This window comes from Candidatus Omnitrophota bacterium (assembly GCA_030688425.1).
Classification (GTDB): Bacteria; Omnitrophota; Gorgyraeia; order Zapsychrales; family JANLHA01; genus JAUYIB01.
The window spans coordinates 108,356-125,139 of record JAUYIB010000021.1 but is presented as its reverse complement, the minus strand read 5'-3'; the positions used below and the strand labels follow the sequence as shown (position 1 = coordinate 125,139).

18 protein-coding genes are annotated in these 16,784 nt (G+C 56.7%); 12 read left to right on the top strand and 6 right to left on the bottom strand.

Annotated features, from left to right (window positions below; all coding sequences use genetic code 11):
- Positions 1-146: 146 nt before the first annotated feature.
- From Q8Q08_09225 to Q8Q08_09200, 6 genes are all read left to right on the top strand, one after another.
- Positions 147-935 (top strand): cytochrome c oxidase subunit II, encoded by a 789-nt coding sequence (locus tag Q8Q08_09225; GenBank protein ID MDP2654199.1) that lies wholly within the window; start codon positions 147-149, stop codon positions 933-935.
- A 70-nt stretch (positions 936-1,005) separates the two neighbouring features.
- Positions 1,006-2,019, top strand: coding sequence for a COX15/CtaA family protein (locus tag Q8Q08_09220; protein MDP2654198.1), 1,014 nt, complete (start codon positions 1,006-1,008; stop codon positions 2,017-2,019).
- Positions 2,016-2,885, top strand: a complete 870-nt coding sequence (gene cyoE / locus Q8Q08_09215; GenBank protein MDP2654197.1) for a heme o synthase — start codon at positions 2,016-2,018, stop codon at positions 2,883-2,885. The genes Q8Q08_09220 and cyoE overlap by 4 nt, the downstream gene beginning before the upstream one ends.
- Before the next feature lie 3 nt (positions 2,886-2,888).
- Positions 2,889-3,488, top strand: a complete 600-nt coding sequence (locus tag Q8Q08_09210; GenBank protein ID MDP2654196.1) for an SCO family protein — start codon at positions 2,889-2,891, stop codon at positions 3,486-3,488.
- Positions 3,485-3,901 (top strand): DUF420 domain-containing protein, encoded by a 417-nt coding sequence (locus Q8Q08_09205; protein MDP2654195.1) that lies wholly within the window; start codon positions 3,485-3,487, stop codon positions 3,899-3,901. Before Q8Q08_09210 ends, Q8Q08_09205 begins: the two co-directional genes overlap by 4 nt.
- 1 nt (position 3,902) lies before the next feature.
- Positions 3,903-4,250, top strand: a complete 348-nt coding sequence (locus tag Q8Q08_09200) for a hypothetical protein (GenBank protein ID MDP2654194.1) — start codon at positions 3,903-3,905, stop codon at positions 4,248-4,250.
- Here Q8Q08_09200 and Q8Q08_09195 read toward each other — a convergent pair.
- The 5 genes from Q8Q08_09195 to Q8Q08_09175 all read right to left on the bottom strand — a co-directional run bounded on the left by Q8Q08_09195 (position 4,247) and on the right by Q8Q08_09175 (position 7,063).
- Positions 4,247-4,408: a hypothetical protein gene (locus tag Q8Q08_09195; protein MDP2654193.1), complete on the bottom strand. Its 162-nt coding sequence runs from the start codon at positions 4,406-4,408 to the stop codon at positions 4,247-4,249. The two genes, Q8Q08_09200 and Q8Q08_09195, sit on opposite strands and share 4 nt — an antisense overlap.
- On the bottom strand, positions 4,401-4,571 hold the full coding sequence (locus Q8Q08_09190) for a hypothetical protein (GenBank protein MDP2654192.1): 171 nt from the start codon (positions 4,569-4,571) through the stop codon (positions 4,401-4,403). The genes Q8Q08_09195 and Q8Q08_09190 overlap by 8 nt, the downstream gene beginning before the upstream one ends.
- A gap of 1 nt (position 4,572) precedes the next feature.
- Positions 4,573-5,055 carry a hypothetical protein gene (locus tag Q8Q08_09185; protein ID MDP2654191.1) on the bottom strand — a complete coding sequence of 161 codons (483 nt, stop codon included), beginning with the start codon at positions 5,053-5,055 and terminating at the stop codon, positions 4,573-4,575.
- A gap of 113 nt (positions 5,056-5,168) precedes the next feature.
- On the bottom strand, positions 5,169-5,450 hold the full coding sequence (locus tag Q8Q08_09180; protein ID MDP2654190.1) for a 4Fe-4S binding protein: 282 nt from the start codon (positions 5,448-5,450) through the stop codon (positions 5,169-5,171).
- 104 nt (positions 5,451-5,554) lie between these two features.
- Entirely contained in the window at positions 5,555-7,063 is a 1,509-nt protein-coding gene (locus Q8Q08_09175) for a radical SAM protein (GenBank protein MDP2654189.1), read from the bottom strand.
- A gap of 364 nt (positions 7,064-7,427) precedes the next feature.
- On the opposite strand from Q8Q08_09175, the gene acnA reads away from it, so the two are divergent.
- From acnA to Q8Q08_09145, 6 genes are all read left to right on the top strand, one after another.
- The gene (gene acnA / locus Q8Q08_09170; protein MDP2654188.1) at positions 7,428-10,139 is read left to right on the top strand and encodes an aconitate hydratase AcnA; all 2,712 of its coding nucleotides are present in this window, start codon (positions 7,428-7,430) and stop codon (positions 10,137-10,139) included.
- Between the two features lie 113 nt (positions 10,140-10,252).
- Positions 10,253-11,656, top strand: a complete 1,404-nt coding sequence (gene leuC, locus Q8Q08_09165) for a 3-isopropylmalate dehydratase large subunit (GenBank protein ID MDP2654187.1) — start codon at positions 10,253-10,255, stop codon at positions 11,654-11,656.
- A gap of 43 nt (positions 11,657-11,699) precedes the next feature.
- Positions 11,700-12,311 (top strand): 3-isopropylmalate dehydratase small subunit, encoded by a 612-nt coding sequence (leuD, locus tag Q8Q08_09160; protein MDP2654186.1) that lies wholly within the window; start codon positions 11,700-11,702, stop codon positions 12,309-12,311.
- Positions 12,311-14,011 (top strand): dihydroxy-acid dehydratase, encoded by a 1,701-nt coding sequence (ilvD, locus tag Q8Q08_09155; GenBank protein ID MDP2654185.1) that lies wholly within the window; start codon positions 12,311-12,313, stop codon positions 14,009-14,011. The genes leuD and ilvD overlap by 1 nt, the downstream gene beginning before the upstream one ends.
- A 72-nt stretch (positions 14,012-14,083) precedes the next feature.
- Positions 14,084-15,151 (top strand): chorismate synthase, encoded by a 1,068-nt coding sequence (gene aroC, locus Q8Q08_09150; protein ID MDP2654184.1) that lies wholly within the window; start codon positions 14,084-14,086, stop codon positions 15,149-15,151.
- A gap of 1 nt (position 15,152) precedes the next feature.
- Positions 15,153-16,025, top strand: a complete 873-nt coding sequence (locus tag Q8Q08_09145; GenBank protein ID MDP2654183.1) for an SDR family oxidoreductase — start codon at positions 15,153-15,155, stop codon at positions 16,023-16,025.
- Positions 16,026-16,032: 7 nt separating this feature from the next.
- Here Q8Q08_09145 and Q8Q08_09140 read toward each other — a convergent pair whose 3' ends face one another.
- On the bottom strand, positions 16,033-16,689 hold the full coding sequence (locus tag Q8Q08_09140; GenBank protein ID MDP2654182.1) for an MBL fold metallo-hydrolase: 657 nt from the start codon (positions 16,687-16,689) through the stop codon (positions 16,033-16,035).
- Positions 16,690-16,784: the final 95 nt, after the last annotated feature.

Below are 16,784 nucleotides of genomic sequence, written 5' to 3'. Positions count from 1 at the left end.
CGGCGCGGCCGATTCGCCGGTCATCCAGGCGATAAAATGGGGGATACTGGTCCTCCTGGCGATTTTACTTTTTGTCTTTGCCTGCCTGGGAAACTTTTTTTATCAAATGCACAAACGGGGACAATCCCCGGAACCCAAATAAAATTATGGATTTTCGAAAACTTTTCTTCCTGCCAATCAACGCCTCGGCGCACGGCCATGAGATCGATCTCCTGATTTATCTGATCCACCTGCTCATGTTCGGCCTGTTCTTCGGTTGGGCCGCGTATTTCATTTTTGTGATTTACCGGTTCCGAAAGGCCCGCAACCCCAAAGCCGATTACAAGGGTCTGCACAGCCACGTGCCGACGTCCATTGAAGTCGCTGTCGCCGTGATCGAAGGGGTCCTCCTGCTCGCGTTCTCCATCCCGTTCTGGGTCCGGCAGGTAAACGCGTTTCCCAACCGGCCGGACAAGATTGAAATCCGCGTGGTCGCCGAGCAATTCGCCTGGAATATCCATTATCCCGGTGCCGACGGAATTTTTGGCAAAATGAACGTCAAATATTTCGACAAGCAGTCCAACCCTCTGGGGCTGGACCCCAAAGACCCGTATTCTAAAGATGACATCGTGACCATCAACCAGATGCACGTGCCGATCGGCCGGCCTGTCGTCATCCGGTTGTCCAGCAAGGATGTGGTCCACAGCTTCAGCATCCCGGTCATGCGGGTCAAGCAGGACGCCATTCCCGGGCTCGATATCCCGCTCTGGTTCACGCCGACAAAGACCGGAAAATGGGAGATCGCCTGCGCCCAGCTCTGCGGCGTCGGACACTACTCCATGCGCGGATTCATCACCGTCCACAGCCAGGCCGATTACGACAAATGGCTTCAAGAGCAGGCCGCTGCATCGGGCTCCGACGGTGAGTCCGGCGGCGAAGACGATTTTTGGAATTAATTCGCACGGCGACTTACGTTCGCCTACGGCTCTGTAAGTCATGTGCTCATTAAACTCTCCGGAGGCCGCCATGGCCCAACCCCTTGATAAAAATCCCCACAATTCATTCTTAGGCTGCTTCACCAAGATCGTTTGTTTCGCGACTCTTTTCTTGATTTTTGTCGGCGGAGAGGTCACCAGCCACAGCGCCGGGTTGTCGGTCCCGGACTGGCCGCTATCCTACGGCATGCTGTTTCCGCCCATGGTGGGAGGGGTATTTTACGAACACGGGCACCGGATGGTTGCCACAGTCGTCGGCTTTCTGACGCTCTGCCTGGCGATATTGCTCCAATATCTGGAACCGCAATCCTGGCTCAGGAAACTGGGGTTCTGGACGCTGGGGGCCGTCATCCTGCAGGGGATACTCGGAGGGATCACCGTCAAGTTCTTCCTGCCGACGCCTGTCTCCGTCAGCCACGCGGTCCTGGCGCAAACCTTTTTAATCCTCACCGTGATCCTGGCGTACGGGGAATCCCGGGAACGGACCTCGAGGGAACCCGGCGACGAAGCCGACCCCCGCGTATTCCGCCTGTTTATAATTTTCACCGCGCTCATTTACCTTCAACTGATCCTCGGCGCGGTGATGCGCCATACCGCCTCGGGCCTGGCCATCCCCGATTTTCCGAAAATGGGCGACCGCTGGTTCCCGCCCTTTGATTCTTCCATGCTCGCCTGGATCAATGACTGGCGATTCATGAACAATTACGAATCTGTGACCCTTCATCAGGTCGGGATCCATTTCCTGCACCGCCTGATGGCCGGGATCCTGGCCGGGTTTTTGATCTGGATCAACCTGACAACGTTCCTCCGCCAGAACGTTGCTCCCCGGATCGCAAAAACGATCCTCGCGATCGACGGTCTTGTCCTGCTCCAGATCTCGCTGGGAATCCTGACTGTGTGGACGCAAAAGGCCCCGACCATGACCAGTTTGCATGTGGTGACAGGCGCCGCAACGCTCGCTCTTTCCGTACTTTTAGTTCTCCGGGCGGCCCCGGTCACAATACCCCGATTCCAAACCGTTCTGTTCCATCCATCGGCCATATGAAACAGCAATCGTTAATAGCGGATTACTGCGAACTCACCAAACCCCGTATCCTGGGGCTGGTCCTTGTGACAACGACCCTGGGGTACTTTTTGGGTGGGGGAGGGGTTTCGAATGTCTGGCACATGATGATATTGCTTGCCGGCGTTACGCTCGTCTGCGCCGGATCCGCCGCGCTGAACCACTATCTTGAAAGGGACGCCGATGCCCTGATGGAAAGGACACAGAACCGTCCGATCCCCCAGGGACGAATTGCCCCTCAAAACGCGATGCTGTTCGGCATTCTGCTCATCCTCACGGGAGTGATCGTTTTGACCCTGTCGATCAATCTCCTCACCGCGTTCCTGGCCCTGCTGACCGCGTTCCTTTATGTCCTGGTCTATACGCCCATGAAAAGGATCAGCTGGCTGAACACAACGGTCGGCGCGATCCCCGGGGCTTTGCCCCCGATGGGGGGCTGGGCCGCAGCCACCGGTGATCTCTCCGCCGGCGCCTGGGCCCTGTTCGCGATCATGTTTGTCTGGCAGCATCCCCATTTTTATTCCATCGCCTGGATGTGCCGGGACGATTACCGGCAGGCCGGCTTCAAAATGCTCCCGGTCGTTCATCCTGACGGGGCATCCACCTTCGCCCAGATCAACGTGTTTGCCGCGGTGTTGATCCCGATTTCATTCCTCCCGGTCTGGCTCGGGATCTCCGGCGGGATCTACTGGGCCGGGGCGTTTGGCATGGGGACGTTCATGCTGCTCAAAGGATTCCGGTTGTCTTACACCAAATCCATCCCGGACGCCCGAGAACTGTTGAAGGCGTCCGTCATTTACATTCAGCTTATCCTGATCCTCATCGTCGTAGACCACGTCATCCTCTAAGCCATGAAGACAAACCAACGGACAATCACCGCGGGGTTGCTGCTGTTAACCGCGACCGCCGCATTGATAACCGTTTATTTCTACCTCATCGAAAGCAAAAGCGTTCCTCTGCCCGAGATCGGAGTTGTGGAGGAATTCCGCTTGACCGACACGACCAACCGCCCCTTTGGGACCCCTGAACTGAAGGGGAAAGTTTGGGTCGTCGATTTCATTTTCACGACCTGCGGCTCGATCTGCCCGGTCATGACCAAGAACATGGCCTCGCTGTACCGCTCGTATGAATTATCGCCGGACGTCGAGTTTGTTTCCATCTCCGTGAATCCCGAGCAGGACACGCCGGAACAACTGGCCGCATATGCCAAAAAATACAAAGCGGACACGCGAAAATGGCATTTTTTGACCGGGGGGAGGGAGTCCATCGAGGGGCTGGTCCAAAACAATTTCAAGCTCAATTCCGCCAATGACCCTGTCATGCACAGCGGGTATTTTGTGCTGGTGGACAGGCAGGGAAGGATCCGGGGTTATTTTGACGGGACGGATTCTGAAAAAGTCCGGGACCTTTTCAAAGCCATCGCCGCACTCGCCAGGGAAAAGGGGGCATGACACAAATCTTTTTGCCAAGCCTGAACGCGTGCCTGAACGGCCTTGCCGCCGTTAGCCTGGTCATGGGTTGGCTCGCCATCCGGCAGGGAAAGAAGGACGTCCATCGGACATGGATGCTGCTGGCCTTCGCATGCTCAATCCTCTTTCTGGGATCCTACGTGACCTATCATGTCCTGTTCCCGGGCGTGACACGCTACCAGGGCCAGGGAATTCTCCGGCCGATTTACTACATAATCCTCCTCACCCACACCGTACTCGCCGTCCTGGTCCCGCCCATGAGCGTGGCCGCCCTGTGGCACGCCTTCCACGGGAATTTCAAAGCCCACGTCCGCATCACACGATGGTTTACCCCGGTATGGCTGTATGTCTCCATCACCGGCGTCGTGATCTACCTGATGCTCTATATTCTTTGAAATGGCCCCTGATTCAGGGTGCAAAACAACGGAGAGCTTTTCTGAACAAACCGCGCATACCGCGCAGGAGTTGTTTTTCCTTTTCCCAGAAAAACCGGAATTGGCCCAAGAGGGAGCCGAAAACGATCAGGGAGACCTGATACAGCGGAAAAACAAACGGAAGATATATGCAGGCCTTCAACCAGAAGGGGGCTTGCGGTGTCACGCCAAAAAACGCGAAAATCGGGCGGCGGCAGAAAGAGACCGACATCCCGGCCAGGGAAAAAACCAGAAAGATCATCACCACATCCCGGTTGCTTTCGATTCCCCATTTCCGCTTCAAACGTTCCAGCATTTCCACTCCCCCTAAAACGAACCCGCCGGACGGTAAAAAAATAGAAAAAAGACCGCCCCCGCCGCGGCCAAAATCACAGCCGTGACGGCCAAGACGCCGATCATTTTCAAGAACCCGTCCGCGCCGACATCAAACTTGAGGACTGCTTTCGCCCCGGAGGTCAGTTTATCCATGTCTCACCCCGTACCGCTGGATGGTCCACCCGGCGGCAAAAACCGCCGCCCCAAACGCCAGGACCTTCATGTCCATCAAATTCGGGAAATGTGTCAGAAAATTGATGAGAATGACAACGAGACCGGCGGCCTGCAAAATTTTAGCAAAAACATAAAAAATCATCTCAGGCCGTCCGCGCGATTCCTGCCATGGCCAGCACCGTCTCGGTACTGTCCCGAAAACAGCGGTGCTGGATGATCTTGGCGTACATAAAATGCCCTAAACAGGCGGCATAGTAAACCCCATAAAGCCAGGCCGGGCAATGCCCCGTATCGACCGCCCCGATCCCGATAAAAAGGACGATCATCAGGACCATATTCAAAAGCTGGGGAGGATAAACAACCCGCTTGATTCCAATGGAGCGGCGGTGAAAATCCGGGTTAAGGCCATGCTCCTGGGTATAATCCCGGATGCTGACCCCGATCCCCACAAAGAAAAAGATGACGAGGGTTTCCGTGAAAAGATACACGATACTGGTCAGGATCATGAACGTCACAGGGTTGGCCCGGAAGACATCAAAATGGAAAACATTCTGAAAAAAGCCGGTGACGAGCAGCCCGAATGTCGCAAGGCTCAAGAGATAGCAGGCATACATAAAAAACCACATCGCGACGATCGCTCCATTTCAAATCTCAGGATCAAAGGGACGTAAAAAGGGCTCCTTTTAAAAGGAGCCCTTGAGAGCCCTGCATCAACGGGGAAGAGGACACGTGACAGCTGTCATTTGGGTTCTGCCAGAGGCGCTTTTTTCTCCGTGATGCTGGGAAGATTCTTCGCCTTCTCACGGTTAAGCGAAATATAACTTTTCCATTTTTCCGGGACATCGTCCTCGGTAAAGATCGCCTGGACCGGGCATTCCGGGATGCAGGCCCCGCAATCGATGCAAACTTCCGGATCAATGACGAGCATTTCGGCATCTTCATGAAAGCAATCAACGGGACAAACCGTGACACAATCGGTGTACCGGCATTTGACACAGGGTTCGGTCACGACGTGCGCCATCTGCAAACCTCCTGTTATTAAAAATGTTTATACGGCTTGGTTAAATATATCAAATGTCCGGGGATGTGTCAACGGGTGTTTCCGGGACGGGGAGACCAGCCGTGTCAATGACATCCGCAGGACCCGCACGTGGAGTGAGGGGCTGCCTCCGGCAGCCGAGGCGTCTCCGCCCGCCGAAGAATACCTGTGAACTTCTTGAAGAAATAATCCACAAAAGCCTTAAAACCGTGCAGTTTACGCAAAAGGTCGCCGATACTGCGGATGGAGATCAGCATCTGCCACATCTGCTTGGGCCGGAGATAAAATTCCTTGAGGCCCGTGTCGATGAATTGATCAATCTCATTGCTGGAGAGTTGCGGATAATTCAGGAGCGTTCTCTGCTCTTTTTCAGCGGTCAGCCATTCCTTCCAATCGTTGGCCAAAATGAATTTCTTCTCCTTGGCCCACTTATAAATGGACGTGCCGGGGTAGGCGGCCACTCCGGTGATCTGGACGGTGTCCAGGGGGAGGGACTTGGCAAAATCGATCGTCTGCCGCGCGGTGTCGCGCGTCTCTCCCGGAGCTCCGATCATAAAACAGCCGTGGATCGTGAACCCGAGATCGTGGGCGCGGAACGCATACTCGCGGGCCATGTTGACGTTGACGCCGCCCTTGCGGACCGCGCGCAAACCGTCGTCGTATCCAAACTCAAAACCGGTCATGAGCATACGGCACCCGGCCTTGCGCATGAGGGGAAGGAGCTCCAGTTCCGTATTGACGCGCATATTGCATGACCAGGTGATCTTCTGGTTGATCCCCCGCGCGATGATTTCGTTGCAAACATCGGTCACATGCTTCCGGTCCGCGGCAAAGGTGTCGGTCTCGAACATGATCTCGCGGATTTGCGGATGCAGTTTCAAATCATGCTCCATCTCATCCACGACCTGCGTGGCGGTCCGGTTCCGGAGATTATACCCGTACATCAACTGGGGGTCCCGGCAAAACGTGCAGGCGTTGTTACAGCCCCGGCCCGTGATCAATGTCAGAAAGGGGAATTTTTTCCCTCCGTCCGGATACCACTCCGGCTCGATAAGCTGCCAGGCCGGGAAGGGAAGCTCCTGGGCATTGATGGCCGGACGGTTGGGGTTGTGAATATTTTTTTGTCCGTCCCACCAGGTCATTCCGAGAATATTGGCCGGCTCCATGCCGGCGGCCAAATCCCGGAGGGTATAATCGTACTCACTGCGGAGGATGTAATCCACGCCGTTGCGGCCAAGGTCCAGGGTGTTGTCCGGTTCGGCCGTGACGTGCTGGCCGACAAAAGCGACCTTGCAACCCGTGCGCTCCTTGATCACCTTGGCCTGGTCAATGTCATTGTAAATCGATGGGGTGGTGGCGTGAATCACCAGAAGATCGGGACGGAACGCCTCGACAATTTCATAGGATTGTTCCGGGGTAAAATTGCGGGCCGCGGCTTCGACATAAATCACATCATGGCCGGCGTCGATCAGGACCTGGGCGGCGGTGAGGAGGTAGTCCGGATGCCTTTGAACGCGGCCGCGGGACTTGGCAGCCCAGCGCGCCACGCGCACAAAGTTTTCCCCGAAAGACGGATTTAGGATCGCAACTCTCATGAAGCCCTGCGGGCTGTCCTTCGACTCGAACTCACCATAATCCGTGAGTTGAACCGAAGCCCGCGTTTCCTTTCTTGCCTGCCCCTGGGGGCGGATGCCGCCGGTTTCCCATCCCCGGGCCCCAGCCCGGCGTGCTGATGGGGAAGCGGGATAGAGTGAATTGATAGGGTTAATCAGGTTTAGCTATTTTATAGTATGAATAAAGCGCAGGGATTGCAAGAGATTTATCGCAATTTCTTCACATCAGCAAAGTTCGGAAAAATTCAACCCCTTATTGACGCTCATTCCCGCTTTTACTATAATACGTGATATTCTTCCTGTTCGCTATGATTATAACACGCCTTCCACCCGGAGACAAACCGCTATGGCGCTGACCCCAGGGACCCCTGAAACCAAGCATACCCTCCGCACATCCACCGGCCGTGCGTCAATTTTTCTTTTGCGCAAAGTCACCGAACTCGGCCTGCCAGATCCCCAGAAACTTCCGTACTCCATCAAGGTGCTCCTGGAATGCGCCTTGCGCAATTTTGACAATTACCAGATCACCATGAACAATATCAAGCTCCTTGCCGGGTGGTCCGCCCGCAATCTGCCCCGGGAAGAGATCGCCTTCAAACCCGGCCGCGTGATCCTGCAGGATTTTACCGGAGTGCCGTGCCTTGTGGACCTGGCCGCCATGCGCTCCGCCATGAAACGTCTCGGAGGAGATTACACCAAAATCAACCCTCTTGTCCCGTGCGATCTGGTCATTGACCACTCCGTGCAAGTGGACGCGTCCGGCTCCAAAGACGCGTTCAAAATCAACGTGGCCAAAGAATTCGGGCGGAATATAGAGCGCTACCAGTTCCTGAAATGGGGACAGAACGCCTTTAAAAATTTCCGGGTCGTCCCCCCGGCCACCGGCATCGTGCACCAGGTCAACCTGGAATACCTGTCCCAGGGCCTCCTTGCAAAAGAAGCCGGAAAAGAAATGGTCGTTTACCCGGACAGCCTCGTCGGCACCGACAGCCATACCACCATGATCAACGGCCTGGGCGTGGTCGGGTGGGGCGTGGGAGGCATCGAGGCCGAAGCGGTCATGCTGGGCGAGCCCATCTATATGCTGGTGCCCGAGGTGATCGGATTCAAGCTCACCGGCCGGCTGAACGAAGGGGTCACGGCCACGGACCTCGTGCTCACCGTCACGCAGATCCTCCGTAAAAAAGGCGTCGTTGGGAAATTCGTTGAATTCTTCGGAGACGGCCTGAAACATCTGAGCCTGCCGGACCGGGCCACCATCGCCAACATGGCGCCGGAGTATGGCGCCACCATCGGGCTTTTCCCGGTGGATGATGTGACCTTGGCCTATATGCGGATGACCGGCCGCAAAAAAACGGACGTCGACCTGCTGGAAAGGTACACCAAAGAGCAGGGGATGTTCTACGGCCGGGACAGCAAGGACCCGGAATTCACCGATACCCTGGCCCTGGACCTGGGCAATGTTGAGCCGAGCCTGGCCGGGCCCAAGCGTCCGCAGGACCGGGTTTCGCTCAAAGACATGAAAAACAATTTCAAAATCTCCCTGACCGCGCCCGTGGCGGAGCGCGGCTTCGGCCTCGAACCTGCGGCACTCGCGCAGACAGCGATGGTGGAAAACGGGCAAAAAGCCACCCTGTCCCACGGCGCCGTGGTCATCGCCGCGATCACAAGCTGCACGAACACCTCAAATCCGTCGGTGCTGATCGGCGCCGGTCTCCTGGCGCAAAAAGCCGTGGCCAGAGGGCTCAAGGTCCCGGGGTACGTCAAGACCAGCTTCGCCCCCGGATCCCAGGTGGTTGAAGAATACCTAAAAAAGGCCGGCCTCATGCCGTCTCTGGAAAAATTGGGATTTCATATCGTCGGATACGGCTGCACCACCTGCATCGGCAACAGCGGCCCGCTGTCGGAACACATCACAAAAGCCATCGAAAAAAACAGCCTTGTGGCCGCCAGCGTCCTGAGCGGCAACCGCAATTTTGAAGGCCGCATCAACCCCATGACACGGGCCAATTACCTCGCCAGCCCGCCCCTGGTGGTGGCCTACGCGCTGGCCGGGAGGGTGGACATCGACCTGACCCAGGAGCCGCTCGGCAAAGATAAACAGGGCAAAGACGTTTTTCTCAAGGACATTTGGCCCACCCAGAAAGAGATCGACAAGACCGCCGCAAAATCCGTCACCGCCGCCGCGTTCCGCCGGCGTTACAAAAACGTGACTGCCGGCAACAAAAACTGGAACGCCGTTAAGGCCGCGAAATCCGACCTTTACTCCTGGGATGCCGACAGCACCTACATCCAGGAGCCGCCGTATTTTCTGGATTTCAAAAACCGTCCGGGCGCCATCCGGGAGATCCGCGACGCCAGGGTCCTGGTCATGCTGGGGGACTCGATCACCACCGACCACATCTCGCCGGCCGGAGCGATTGCCTTCAAGAGCCCTGCGGCCCAATATCTCATGGAAGCAGGGGTCCCGCCGGTGGACTTCAACAGTTACGGCGCCCGCCGCGGCAACGACCGCGTCATGACACGGGGAACGTTCGCCAATATCCGTCTGCGCAATCTTCTGGCCCCCGGGACGGAAGGCCCCTGGACCGTCTATCTCCCTCTCGACGAAAAAATGACCATCTATGAGGCCGCGGAGCTTTACAGAAACGACAACATCCCGTTAATCGTGCTGGCCGGGAAGGAATACGGCAGCGGCTCCAGCCGCGACTGGGCCGCCAAAGGGGTGGCCCTGCTCGGCGTCAAAGCCGTGCTGGCCGAAAGTTATGAACGCATCCATCGCAGCAACCTGGTGGGGATGGGCGTGCTTCCGCTGGAATTCAAGCCCGGCGAAAACCGCGAAAGCCTCGGCCTTCAGGGCCATGAAACGTTTGAAATTTCAGGTCTGGACAACAGCCTGAAACCCCGCAGTGAGATCATCGTCACCGCCGTCTCTCCGGATGGGCAGCGCAAAGAACTCCGCACGATCTGCCGGATCGACACGCCGGTGGAAGTGGATTACTACCGCAACGGCGGCATCCTGCCATTCGTCCTCCGCAAACTCGCCAAAACCTCCTGAGCCGCTTTAGCTTATAGAACCTTCACCTCTGACAAGGGTTGTTAAGATCACCCTTCGGATTGACACAAGCCGTCGGGTTAGATATAATGAACCTCTTACCGCAAGGATGTCAAATGTCAAAAACTATGTACGAAAAAATCTGGAACGACCACCTGGTCCGCGAGAGCCAGGGGGACACGGCCATCCTTTATGTGGACTGCCACCTGATTCATGAGGTGACGTCACCCCAGGCCTTTGAGGGGTTGCGGATGACAAGCCGCAAGGTCCGGTCTCCCCAGAAGACCTTTGCGACCATGGATCACAACGTTTCAACCCGCACAAAAAACTGGTCTCTTGTGGAAGAGACGTCCCGCATCCAGATGGACACATTATCCAGAAACTGCAAAGAATTCGGCGTGACCCTTTATGACTTTTCCCACCAGGACCAGGGGATCGTGCACGTGATCGGACCGGAGCTGGGGATCACCCAGCCCGGGATGGTCATCGTCTGCGGGGATTCCCACACCGCCACCCACGGCGCGTTCGGTTCTCTGGCATTCGGCATCGGGACATCCGAGGTGGAGCACGTCCTGGCCACCCAAACCCTGCAACAGAACAAATCCAAGACCATTCTGATCCAGGTTGACGGGCGGTTGGGCAAGCACATCACGTCAAAAGATATCATCCTGTCCATCATCGGAAAAATCGGCACCGCCGGCGCCACCGGATACGTGATGGAATATGCCGGCAGCGCGATCCGGGCCCTGTCCATGGAAGCGCGCATGACGATCTGCAATATGAGCATCGAAGCCGGAGGCCGGGCCGGGATGATCGCTCCGGACGAAACGACCTTTGCCTATTTGAAGGGACGGGATTTCGCGCCCAAAGGCGAAAACTGGAAGAAGGCGGTGGAGTACTGGAAAACCCTGCCCAGCGACGCGGGAGCGAAATTCGACAAGGTGGTGGAACTCCAGGCCGAAGATATCAAACCCCAGGTCACCTGGGGAACAAGCCCGGGGCAAGTCACCTCCGTTGACGGCGTTGTCCCGGACCCTGAATCTTTCAACGATCCGGTTGACCGCACCGCGGCCAGAAACGCCTTGGCGTACATGGATCTGAAACCGGGGACAAAGATGAAGGACATCCCTCTGGATAAAGTTTTCATCGGGTCCTGCACCAACGGCCGCATCGAAGACCTGCGCGCCGCGGCGAAAATCGCCAAGGGCCGCAAGGTCGCCCAGGGCATCGCCGCCATCGTTGTTCCAGGGTCAGGCCGAGTGCGCCGCCAGGCGGAAAAAGAGGGGCTGGACAAAATTTTTACAGACGCCGGATTTGAATGGCGTTTCGCCGGGTGTTCCATGTGCCTGGGGATGAATGACGACCAATTGAAAAAGGGTGAACGCTGCGCTTCGTCCAGCAACCGCAATTTCGAAGGCCGTCAAGGCCCCGGCGGCCGGACCCATCTGATGAGCCCGGAAATGGCCACAGCCGCCGCGATCTCCGGCCGGATCGTGGATATCCGGGAATTTCTAAAATAGTGCGCCTATGGCCACAGTAACGACAGCAACCGAAAGAACAGCCATGCAACCGTTTCAACAACACACCGGATTGGCCGCTCCCCTGAACAGGGTCAACGTGGACACCGATGCCATCGTTCCTAAACAATTTTTGCGCAAGATCGAGCGCACCGGGTTCGGCAAGCACCTGTTCCACGAATGGCGATACCTGGATTATGCGGGAACCCAAGAAAACCCGGACTTCGTGCTTAACCAGCAGCGCTACCGCAATGCCACGGTCCTGGTCACCTGGGACAACTTCGGCTGCGGGTCAAGCCGGGAGCACGCGCCGTGGGCCCTGTCCGATTACGGGTTCCGCGTCATCATCGCGCCCAGCTTCGCCGAAATTTTTTACAATAACTGCGTCAAGAATGGGCTCCTGCTCGTTGTCCTGAAGTCCGATGAAGTCGAAGAGATATTCCGCTGGGTCGAAGCTCATCCCGGCGCTCAGATCACGGCGGACCTGAAAAAACAAACCGTTAGCTGCGGCGAAAAGAACTATCCGTTCAGCATCCTCCCATTTGCCAAGGAATGCCTGCTCAAAGGGCTGGACCAGATCGGATGGACCCTGCAGTTCAATGACAAGATCACCCAATTTGAACAAAACACGAAAACTCAAAAACCCTGGATGGCATAATGACACCCCCACAGAAAACTGAAAACCTCGAACGCAAACATTCTTCCATCGTGACCGACGGTTACGATCGCGCGCCCGCGCGGTCCATGCTTCGCGCCGTCGGGTTCAAGGACGACGATTTCAAAAAATCCCAGATCGGCATCGCTTCGACCTGGAGCATGGTGACCCCCTGCAACATGCACATCAACATCCTGGCGGAAAAGGCGGCCGAGGGGGTGGACGCGGCCGGCGGCAAAGCGGTCATCTTCAACACGATCACCGTTTCCGACGGGATCTCAATGGGCTCAGAGGGAATGAAATATTCCCTGGTGTCCCGGGAGGTCATCGCGGACTCCATCGAGACCGTGATGGGGTGCGAAGGGTTTGACGGATTGGTGGCGGTCGGCGGCTGCGACAAAAATATGCCGGGGTCTTTGATCGCCATGGCGCGGCTGAACCGCCCGTCGGTCTTTGTTTACGGAGGGACGATCCTCCCCGGGTGTTACCAAAACAGGGACGTGGATATCGTTTCCGTCTTTGAATCGGTCGGCGCATTTGCCAACAAAAAAATTTCAGAAGAGGAGCTCAAAGGGGTTGAGTCCTGCGCGATTCCCGGCCCCGGTTCCTGCGGAGGGATGTACACCGCCAACACCATGGCCTCGGCCATCGAAGCGCTGGGCATGAGCCTTCCCAACAGTTCGGCACAGGCCGCGATCTCGCCGGAAAAGGAAGGCGACTGCGTCAACGCCGGCCAGGCCGTGCTCAATCTTCTAAAACAGGGCATCCGCCCGCGGGACATCATGACCAAAAAGGCGTTTGAAAACGCCATCACGGTCGTCATGGCCATCGGCGGGTCCACGAACGCCGTGTTGCACCTTCTGGCCATGGCCCACGCAACCAAGGTCAAGCTGACCATTGACGATTTCACCCGGATCGGCAAAAAGGCCCCCGTGCTTGCGAATTTGAAGCCCAGCGGCCGCTACGTGATGGCCGACCTGGTCAAAATCGGCGGGCTCACGCCGCTCATGAAGACGCTCCTCGATGCCGGCTTGCTGCACGGCGACTGCCTGACCGTGACCGGAAAAACCGTCCGTGATAATCTTGCCGATGTGAAACCGTACCCGGACGGGCAACAGGTCGTGCGGCCGTTGTCCGACCCCATCAAAAAAGACGCCCACATCGTGATCCTGTACGGCAATCTGGCCCCCGCAGGGGCGGTGGCCAAGATCAGCGGTAAAGAGGGAAGCCGGTTTACCGGCACCGCAAAAGTTTTTGAATCCGAAGAACAGGCCTTGAAAAAAATACTGGATGGCACGGTGAAAAAAGGCGACATCGTGGTGATCCGCTATGAGGGCCCTCAGGGCGGCCCCGGGATGAGGGAAATGCTGTCCCCGACGTCCGCCATCATGGGGAAGGGGCTCGGCAAGGACGTGGCCCTGATCACCGACGGCCGCTTCTCAGGAGGCAGCCACGGGTTTGTGGTGGGGCATGTCACGCCGGAGGCCTACGTGGGAGGCCCGCTGGCCATCGTCAAGAACGGCGACACCATCACCATCGACGCGGCGAAACGCCGCATGGATTTGCAGTTGACGGCAAAAGAAATCAAGGCACGCCTGAAGAAATGGAAGGCGCCGAAACCGCGCTACACCCGCGGGGTTTTGAGCAAATACATGAAGGACGTCTCTTCCGCGTCCCTGGGTGCCGTCACAGACCTGGAATAACACAGGACCCAACACCGGAGCGCAAGCAGGATGTCCGTGCAGGGAGCGACGCTTTGGTGAGAAAGGACTGAAATGGCCGGGAATTCTTTTGGACAACTATTCCGCATCACGACCTTCGGCGAAAGCCATGGGCCGGCCATCGGTGTTGTGATCGATGGTGTCCCTCCAGGAATCGACTTGACGCCCGAGGACATTCAAAAAGAACTCGACCGCCGCAGGCCCGGGCAAAGCAAGATCACGACCCAACGCAAAGAAAGCGACCGGGCCGAAATCCTTTCCGGAATCTTCGAGGGGAAGTCCACGGGGACACCCCTCGCCATCCTGATCCGCAACGAAGACCAAAGGTCCCAGGACTACGCGAACATCAAAGACGTTTTCCGCCCCGGACACGCCGACTACACCTATCAGATCAAATACGGCATCCGGGACTACCGCGGGGGCGGACGGTCCTCAGGCCGGGAAACCGCATGCCGCGTGGCCGCCGGAGCCGTTGCCAAAAAAATCCTTCACTACCACCACATCCAGGTCCTCGCGTACACACTGGCCGTGGCGGACGTCTACGCACAAAAGATCGACTATTCCGTCATTGAAAAAAATCTTGTGCGCGCTCCGGACATGGACGCGGCCGAGAGAATGATCCAAAAAATCGAAGAAGCCCGCAAGGACTGCGATTCGCTCGGAGGCGTCATCGAAACCGTGGTCAAAGGCTGCCCGGCCGGGCTCGGCGATCCCGTCTTTGACAAACTCAATGCGCGACTGGCCCACGCGATGCTGTCCATCGGCACGATCCGCGGGATCGAATTCGGGACCGGATTCGCCGCCACCAAGATGCGCGGCTCGGCTCACAATGATGCCTTCTGCAAAACGGACAGGCAAATCCATACTAAAACGAACCATGCCGGCGGAATTCTCGGTGGCATTTCCAACGGCGAAGACATTCTCTTCCGTGTCGCTGTCAAGCCCCCGTCCTCCATCGCCAAGAATCAAGACACGGTGGACATCTCCGGGGAGGACGTTTCCGTCCAGGTCAAGGGCCGGCATGACCCGTGTATCTGTCCGCGCGTCGTGCCTGTTGTGGAGGCCATGACCGCCGTCACCCTTGCCGACGCCTTGTTGATCCAAAAAAGCATCCGCAGCTGACATGGGTAAAACCTCTCAACCCCAAATCATCCTCATCACCGGCTGCTCCAGCGGATTCGGCCTGTTGACAGCTGCGCGCCTGGCCTCCAAAGGGCACCAGGTCATTGCCACCGTGCGGGATTTGAACAAGAGCGGGGCCTTGCGCGATGAGGTCAAACGCAAGGGAGGAGAGGTCGATATCGTACTCCTGGACGTCACAGACAAATCCTCCGTCCAGTCCGCTCTCAAAGACATTGCGGCCCGTTACGGATTTCTGGACGTGCTTGTAAACAACGCCGGGTACGGCATCGGAGGATTTTTCGAGGACCTGACGGATGAAGAAATCCGCCAGCAGATGGAAACGAATTTCTTCGGCGCGCAGAATGTGACGCGGGCCGCGATCCCGCTCATGCGTCCGCGTCGAAAAGGGAAGATCATCAACATTTCCAGCATCGCCGGGTTTAACGGGTCGCCGGCGTTCGGCGCTTACAACGCCAGCAAATGGGCCCTGGAAGGCTTCTCGGAAAGCTTAAGGCACGAATTGAAATTCTTTGGAATTGATGTCCTGCTCGTTGAACCGGGCACCTACAAGACCAAAATCTTTTATGAAAATGCCCGCTTTGCCAAAAACTTCCGCAATGAACACAGCCCCTATTACCGAATTTCCCTATTTCTGGAAAAGAGGGTAAAGGACTACGTGGATGACTGCCACAAGGACCCTGAAGATGTGGCAGAACTGATCGAACGGCTCATCAACGCCTCCCGCCCTTCATTCCGGAACATTCCCGACATCGAAAGCCAGTTTGTCTACATCCTCAAAAAATTCCTGCCGCACCGGGTCTTCAGCGCCATCACGCGAAAGATCCTCCTCCAGAATTTCACGTACCGGCCATAATCCCGCCTTACAAAATAACGCCCATGCGCTGCTCAAGGAACTCTTTTTTGCTTCGGCACTGAAGATAGGGGTTGGTTTCTTTCTGCGCAGAAAGGGTGGCAAAGGGGACCGGGCCATAATTATGCCCGGGGTAGATGAGGGTTTGATCCGGCAGAGGGTGGATGACCTTGTAAAGGGAATCGTACATCTGCTCCGGGTTACTCCCGCGCAGATCGCATCGGCCGCATCCATCAATAAACAGGGTGTCCCCGCTGATCAGGACACCGCCATATTGGAAGCACTGACAGCCAGGGGAATGGCCGGGGGTATGAAGGCATTCGAATTCAATCGACCCGACCCTGAGCTTTTGCCGGTCATGTACTTTATGAAGATTTTTGCATGACGGCGTGAGGGCGGGGGCTTCTTTGCCCGAAATATAGACCGGGACATCGTGGGTGGTCAGCAGGTCCGGAAGACCGTTGACGTGATCCGGATGGCCGTGGGTCAAAAAAATACTGGTGATCCGGTACCCCTTGCGGACGGCCTGCGACCGCAAGTAATTCACATCCCAGGCCGGGTCCACAACGGCAACCTCACCGGACGATTTGTCTCCGATAAAATAAATAAAGTTCTCCATCGGTCCGATTTCCATTTGTTCCAGGATCAATTCTTGGGGGAGGGCCATGGGCGAAGTCCTTTCCTACCTCTGACGCATTATAAATTCCTTAATGCAAAATTGCAATCGTTTCTCCTCAAAGGCATTACTTGACAGCACCAGAT

Bases quoted from the DNA above. Each gene is read 5' to 3' on its own strand.
- Q8Q08_09175 (MDP2654189.1), bottom strand. From the start codon at position 7,063: ATGAGAGTTGCGATCCTAAATCCGTCTTTCGGGGAAAACTTTGTGCGC.
- acnA (MDP2654188.1), top strand. From the start codon at position 7,428: ATGGCGCTGACCCCAGGGACCCCTGAAACCAAGCATACCCTCCGCACA.
- leuC (MDP2654187.1), top strand. From the start codon at position 10,253: ATGTCAAAAACTATGTACGAAAAAATCTGGAACGACCACCTGGTCCGC.
- cyoE (MDP2654197.1), top strand. From the start codon at position 2,016: ATGAAACAGCAATCGTTAATAGCGGATTACTGCGAACTCACCAAACCC.
- Q8Q08_09220 (MDP2654198.1), top strand. From the start codon at position 1,006: ATGGCCCAACCCCTTGATAAAAATCCCCACAATTCATTCTTAGGCTGC.
- Q8Q08_09210 (MDP2654196.1), top strand. From the start codon at position 2,889: ATGAAGACAAACCAACGGACAATCACCGCGGGGTTGCTGCTGTTAACC.
- Q8Q08_09200 (MDP2654194.1), top strand. From the start codon at position 3,903: ATGGCCCCTGATTCAGGGTGCAAAACAACGGAGAGCTTTTCTGAACAA.
- Q8Q08_09180 (MDP2654190.1), bottom strand. From the start codon at position 5,450: ATGGCGCACGTCGTGACCGAACCCTGTGTCAAATGCCGGTACACCGAT.
- Q8Q08_09190 (MDP2654192.1), bottom strand. From the start codon at position 4,571: ATGATTTTTTATGTTTTTGCTAAAATTTTGCAGGCCGCCGGTCTCGTT.
- Q8Q08_09205 (MDP2654195.1), top strand. From the start codon at position 3,485: ATGACACAAATCTTTTTGCCAAGCCTGAACGCGTGCCTGAACGGCCTT.
- Q8Q08_09195 (MDP2654193.1), bottom strand. From the start codon at position 4,408: ATGGATAAACTGACCTCCGGGGCGAAAGCAGTCCTCAAGTTTGATGTC.
- Q8Q08_09225 (MDP2654199.1), top strand. From the start codon at position 147: ATGGATTTTCGAAAACTTTTCTTCCTGCCAATCAACGCCTCGGCGCAC.
- aroC (MDP2654184.1), top strand. From the start codon at position 14,084: ATGGCCGGGAATTCTTTTGGACAACTATTCCGCATCACGACCTTCGGC.
- leuD (MDP2654186.1), top strand. From the start codon at position 11,700: ATGCAACCGTTTCAACAACACACCGGATTGGCCGCTCCCCTGAACAGG.
- ilvD (MDP2654185.1), top strand. From the start codon at position 12,311: ATGACACCCCCACAGAAAACTGAAAACCTCGAACGCAAACATTCTTCC.
- Q8Q08_09140 (MDP2654182.1), bottom strand. From the start codon at position 16,689: ATGGCCCTCCCCCAAGAATTGATCCTGGAACAAATGGAAATCGGACCG.
- Q8Q08_09185 (MDP2654191.1), bottom strand. From the start codon at position 5,055: ATGTGGTTTTTTATGTATGCCTGCTATCTCTTGAGCCTTGCGACATTC.
- Q8Q08_09145 (MDP2654183.1), top strand. From the start codon at position 15,153: ATGGGTAAAACCTCTCAACCCCAAATCATCCTCATCACCGGCTGCTCC.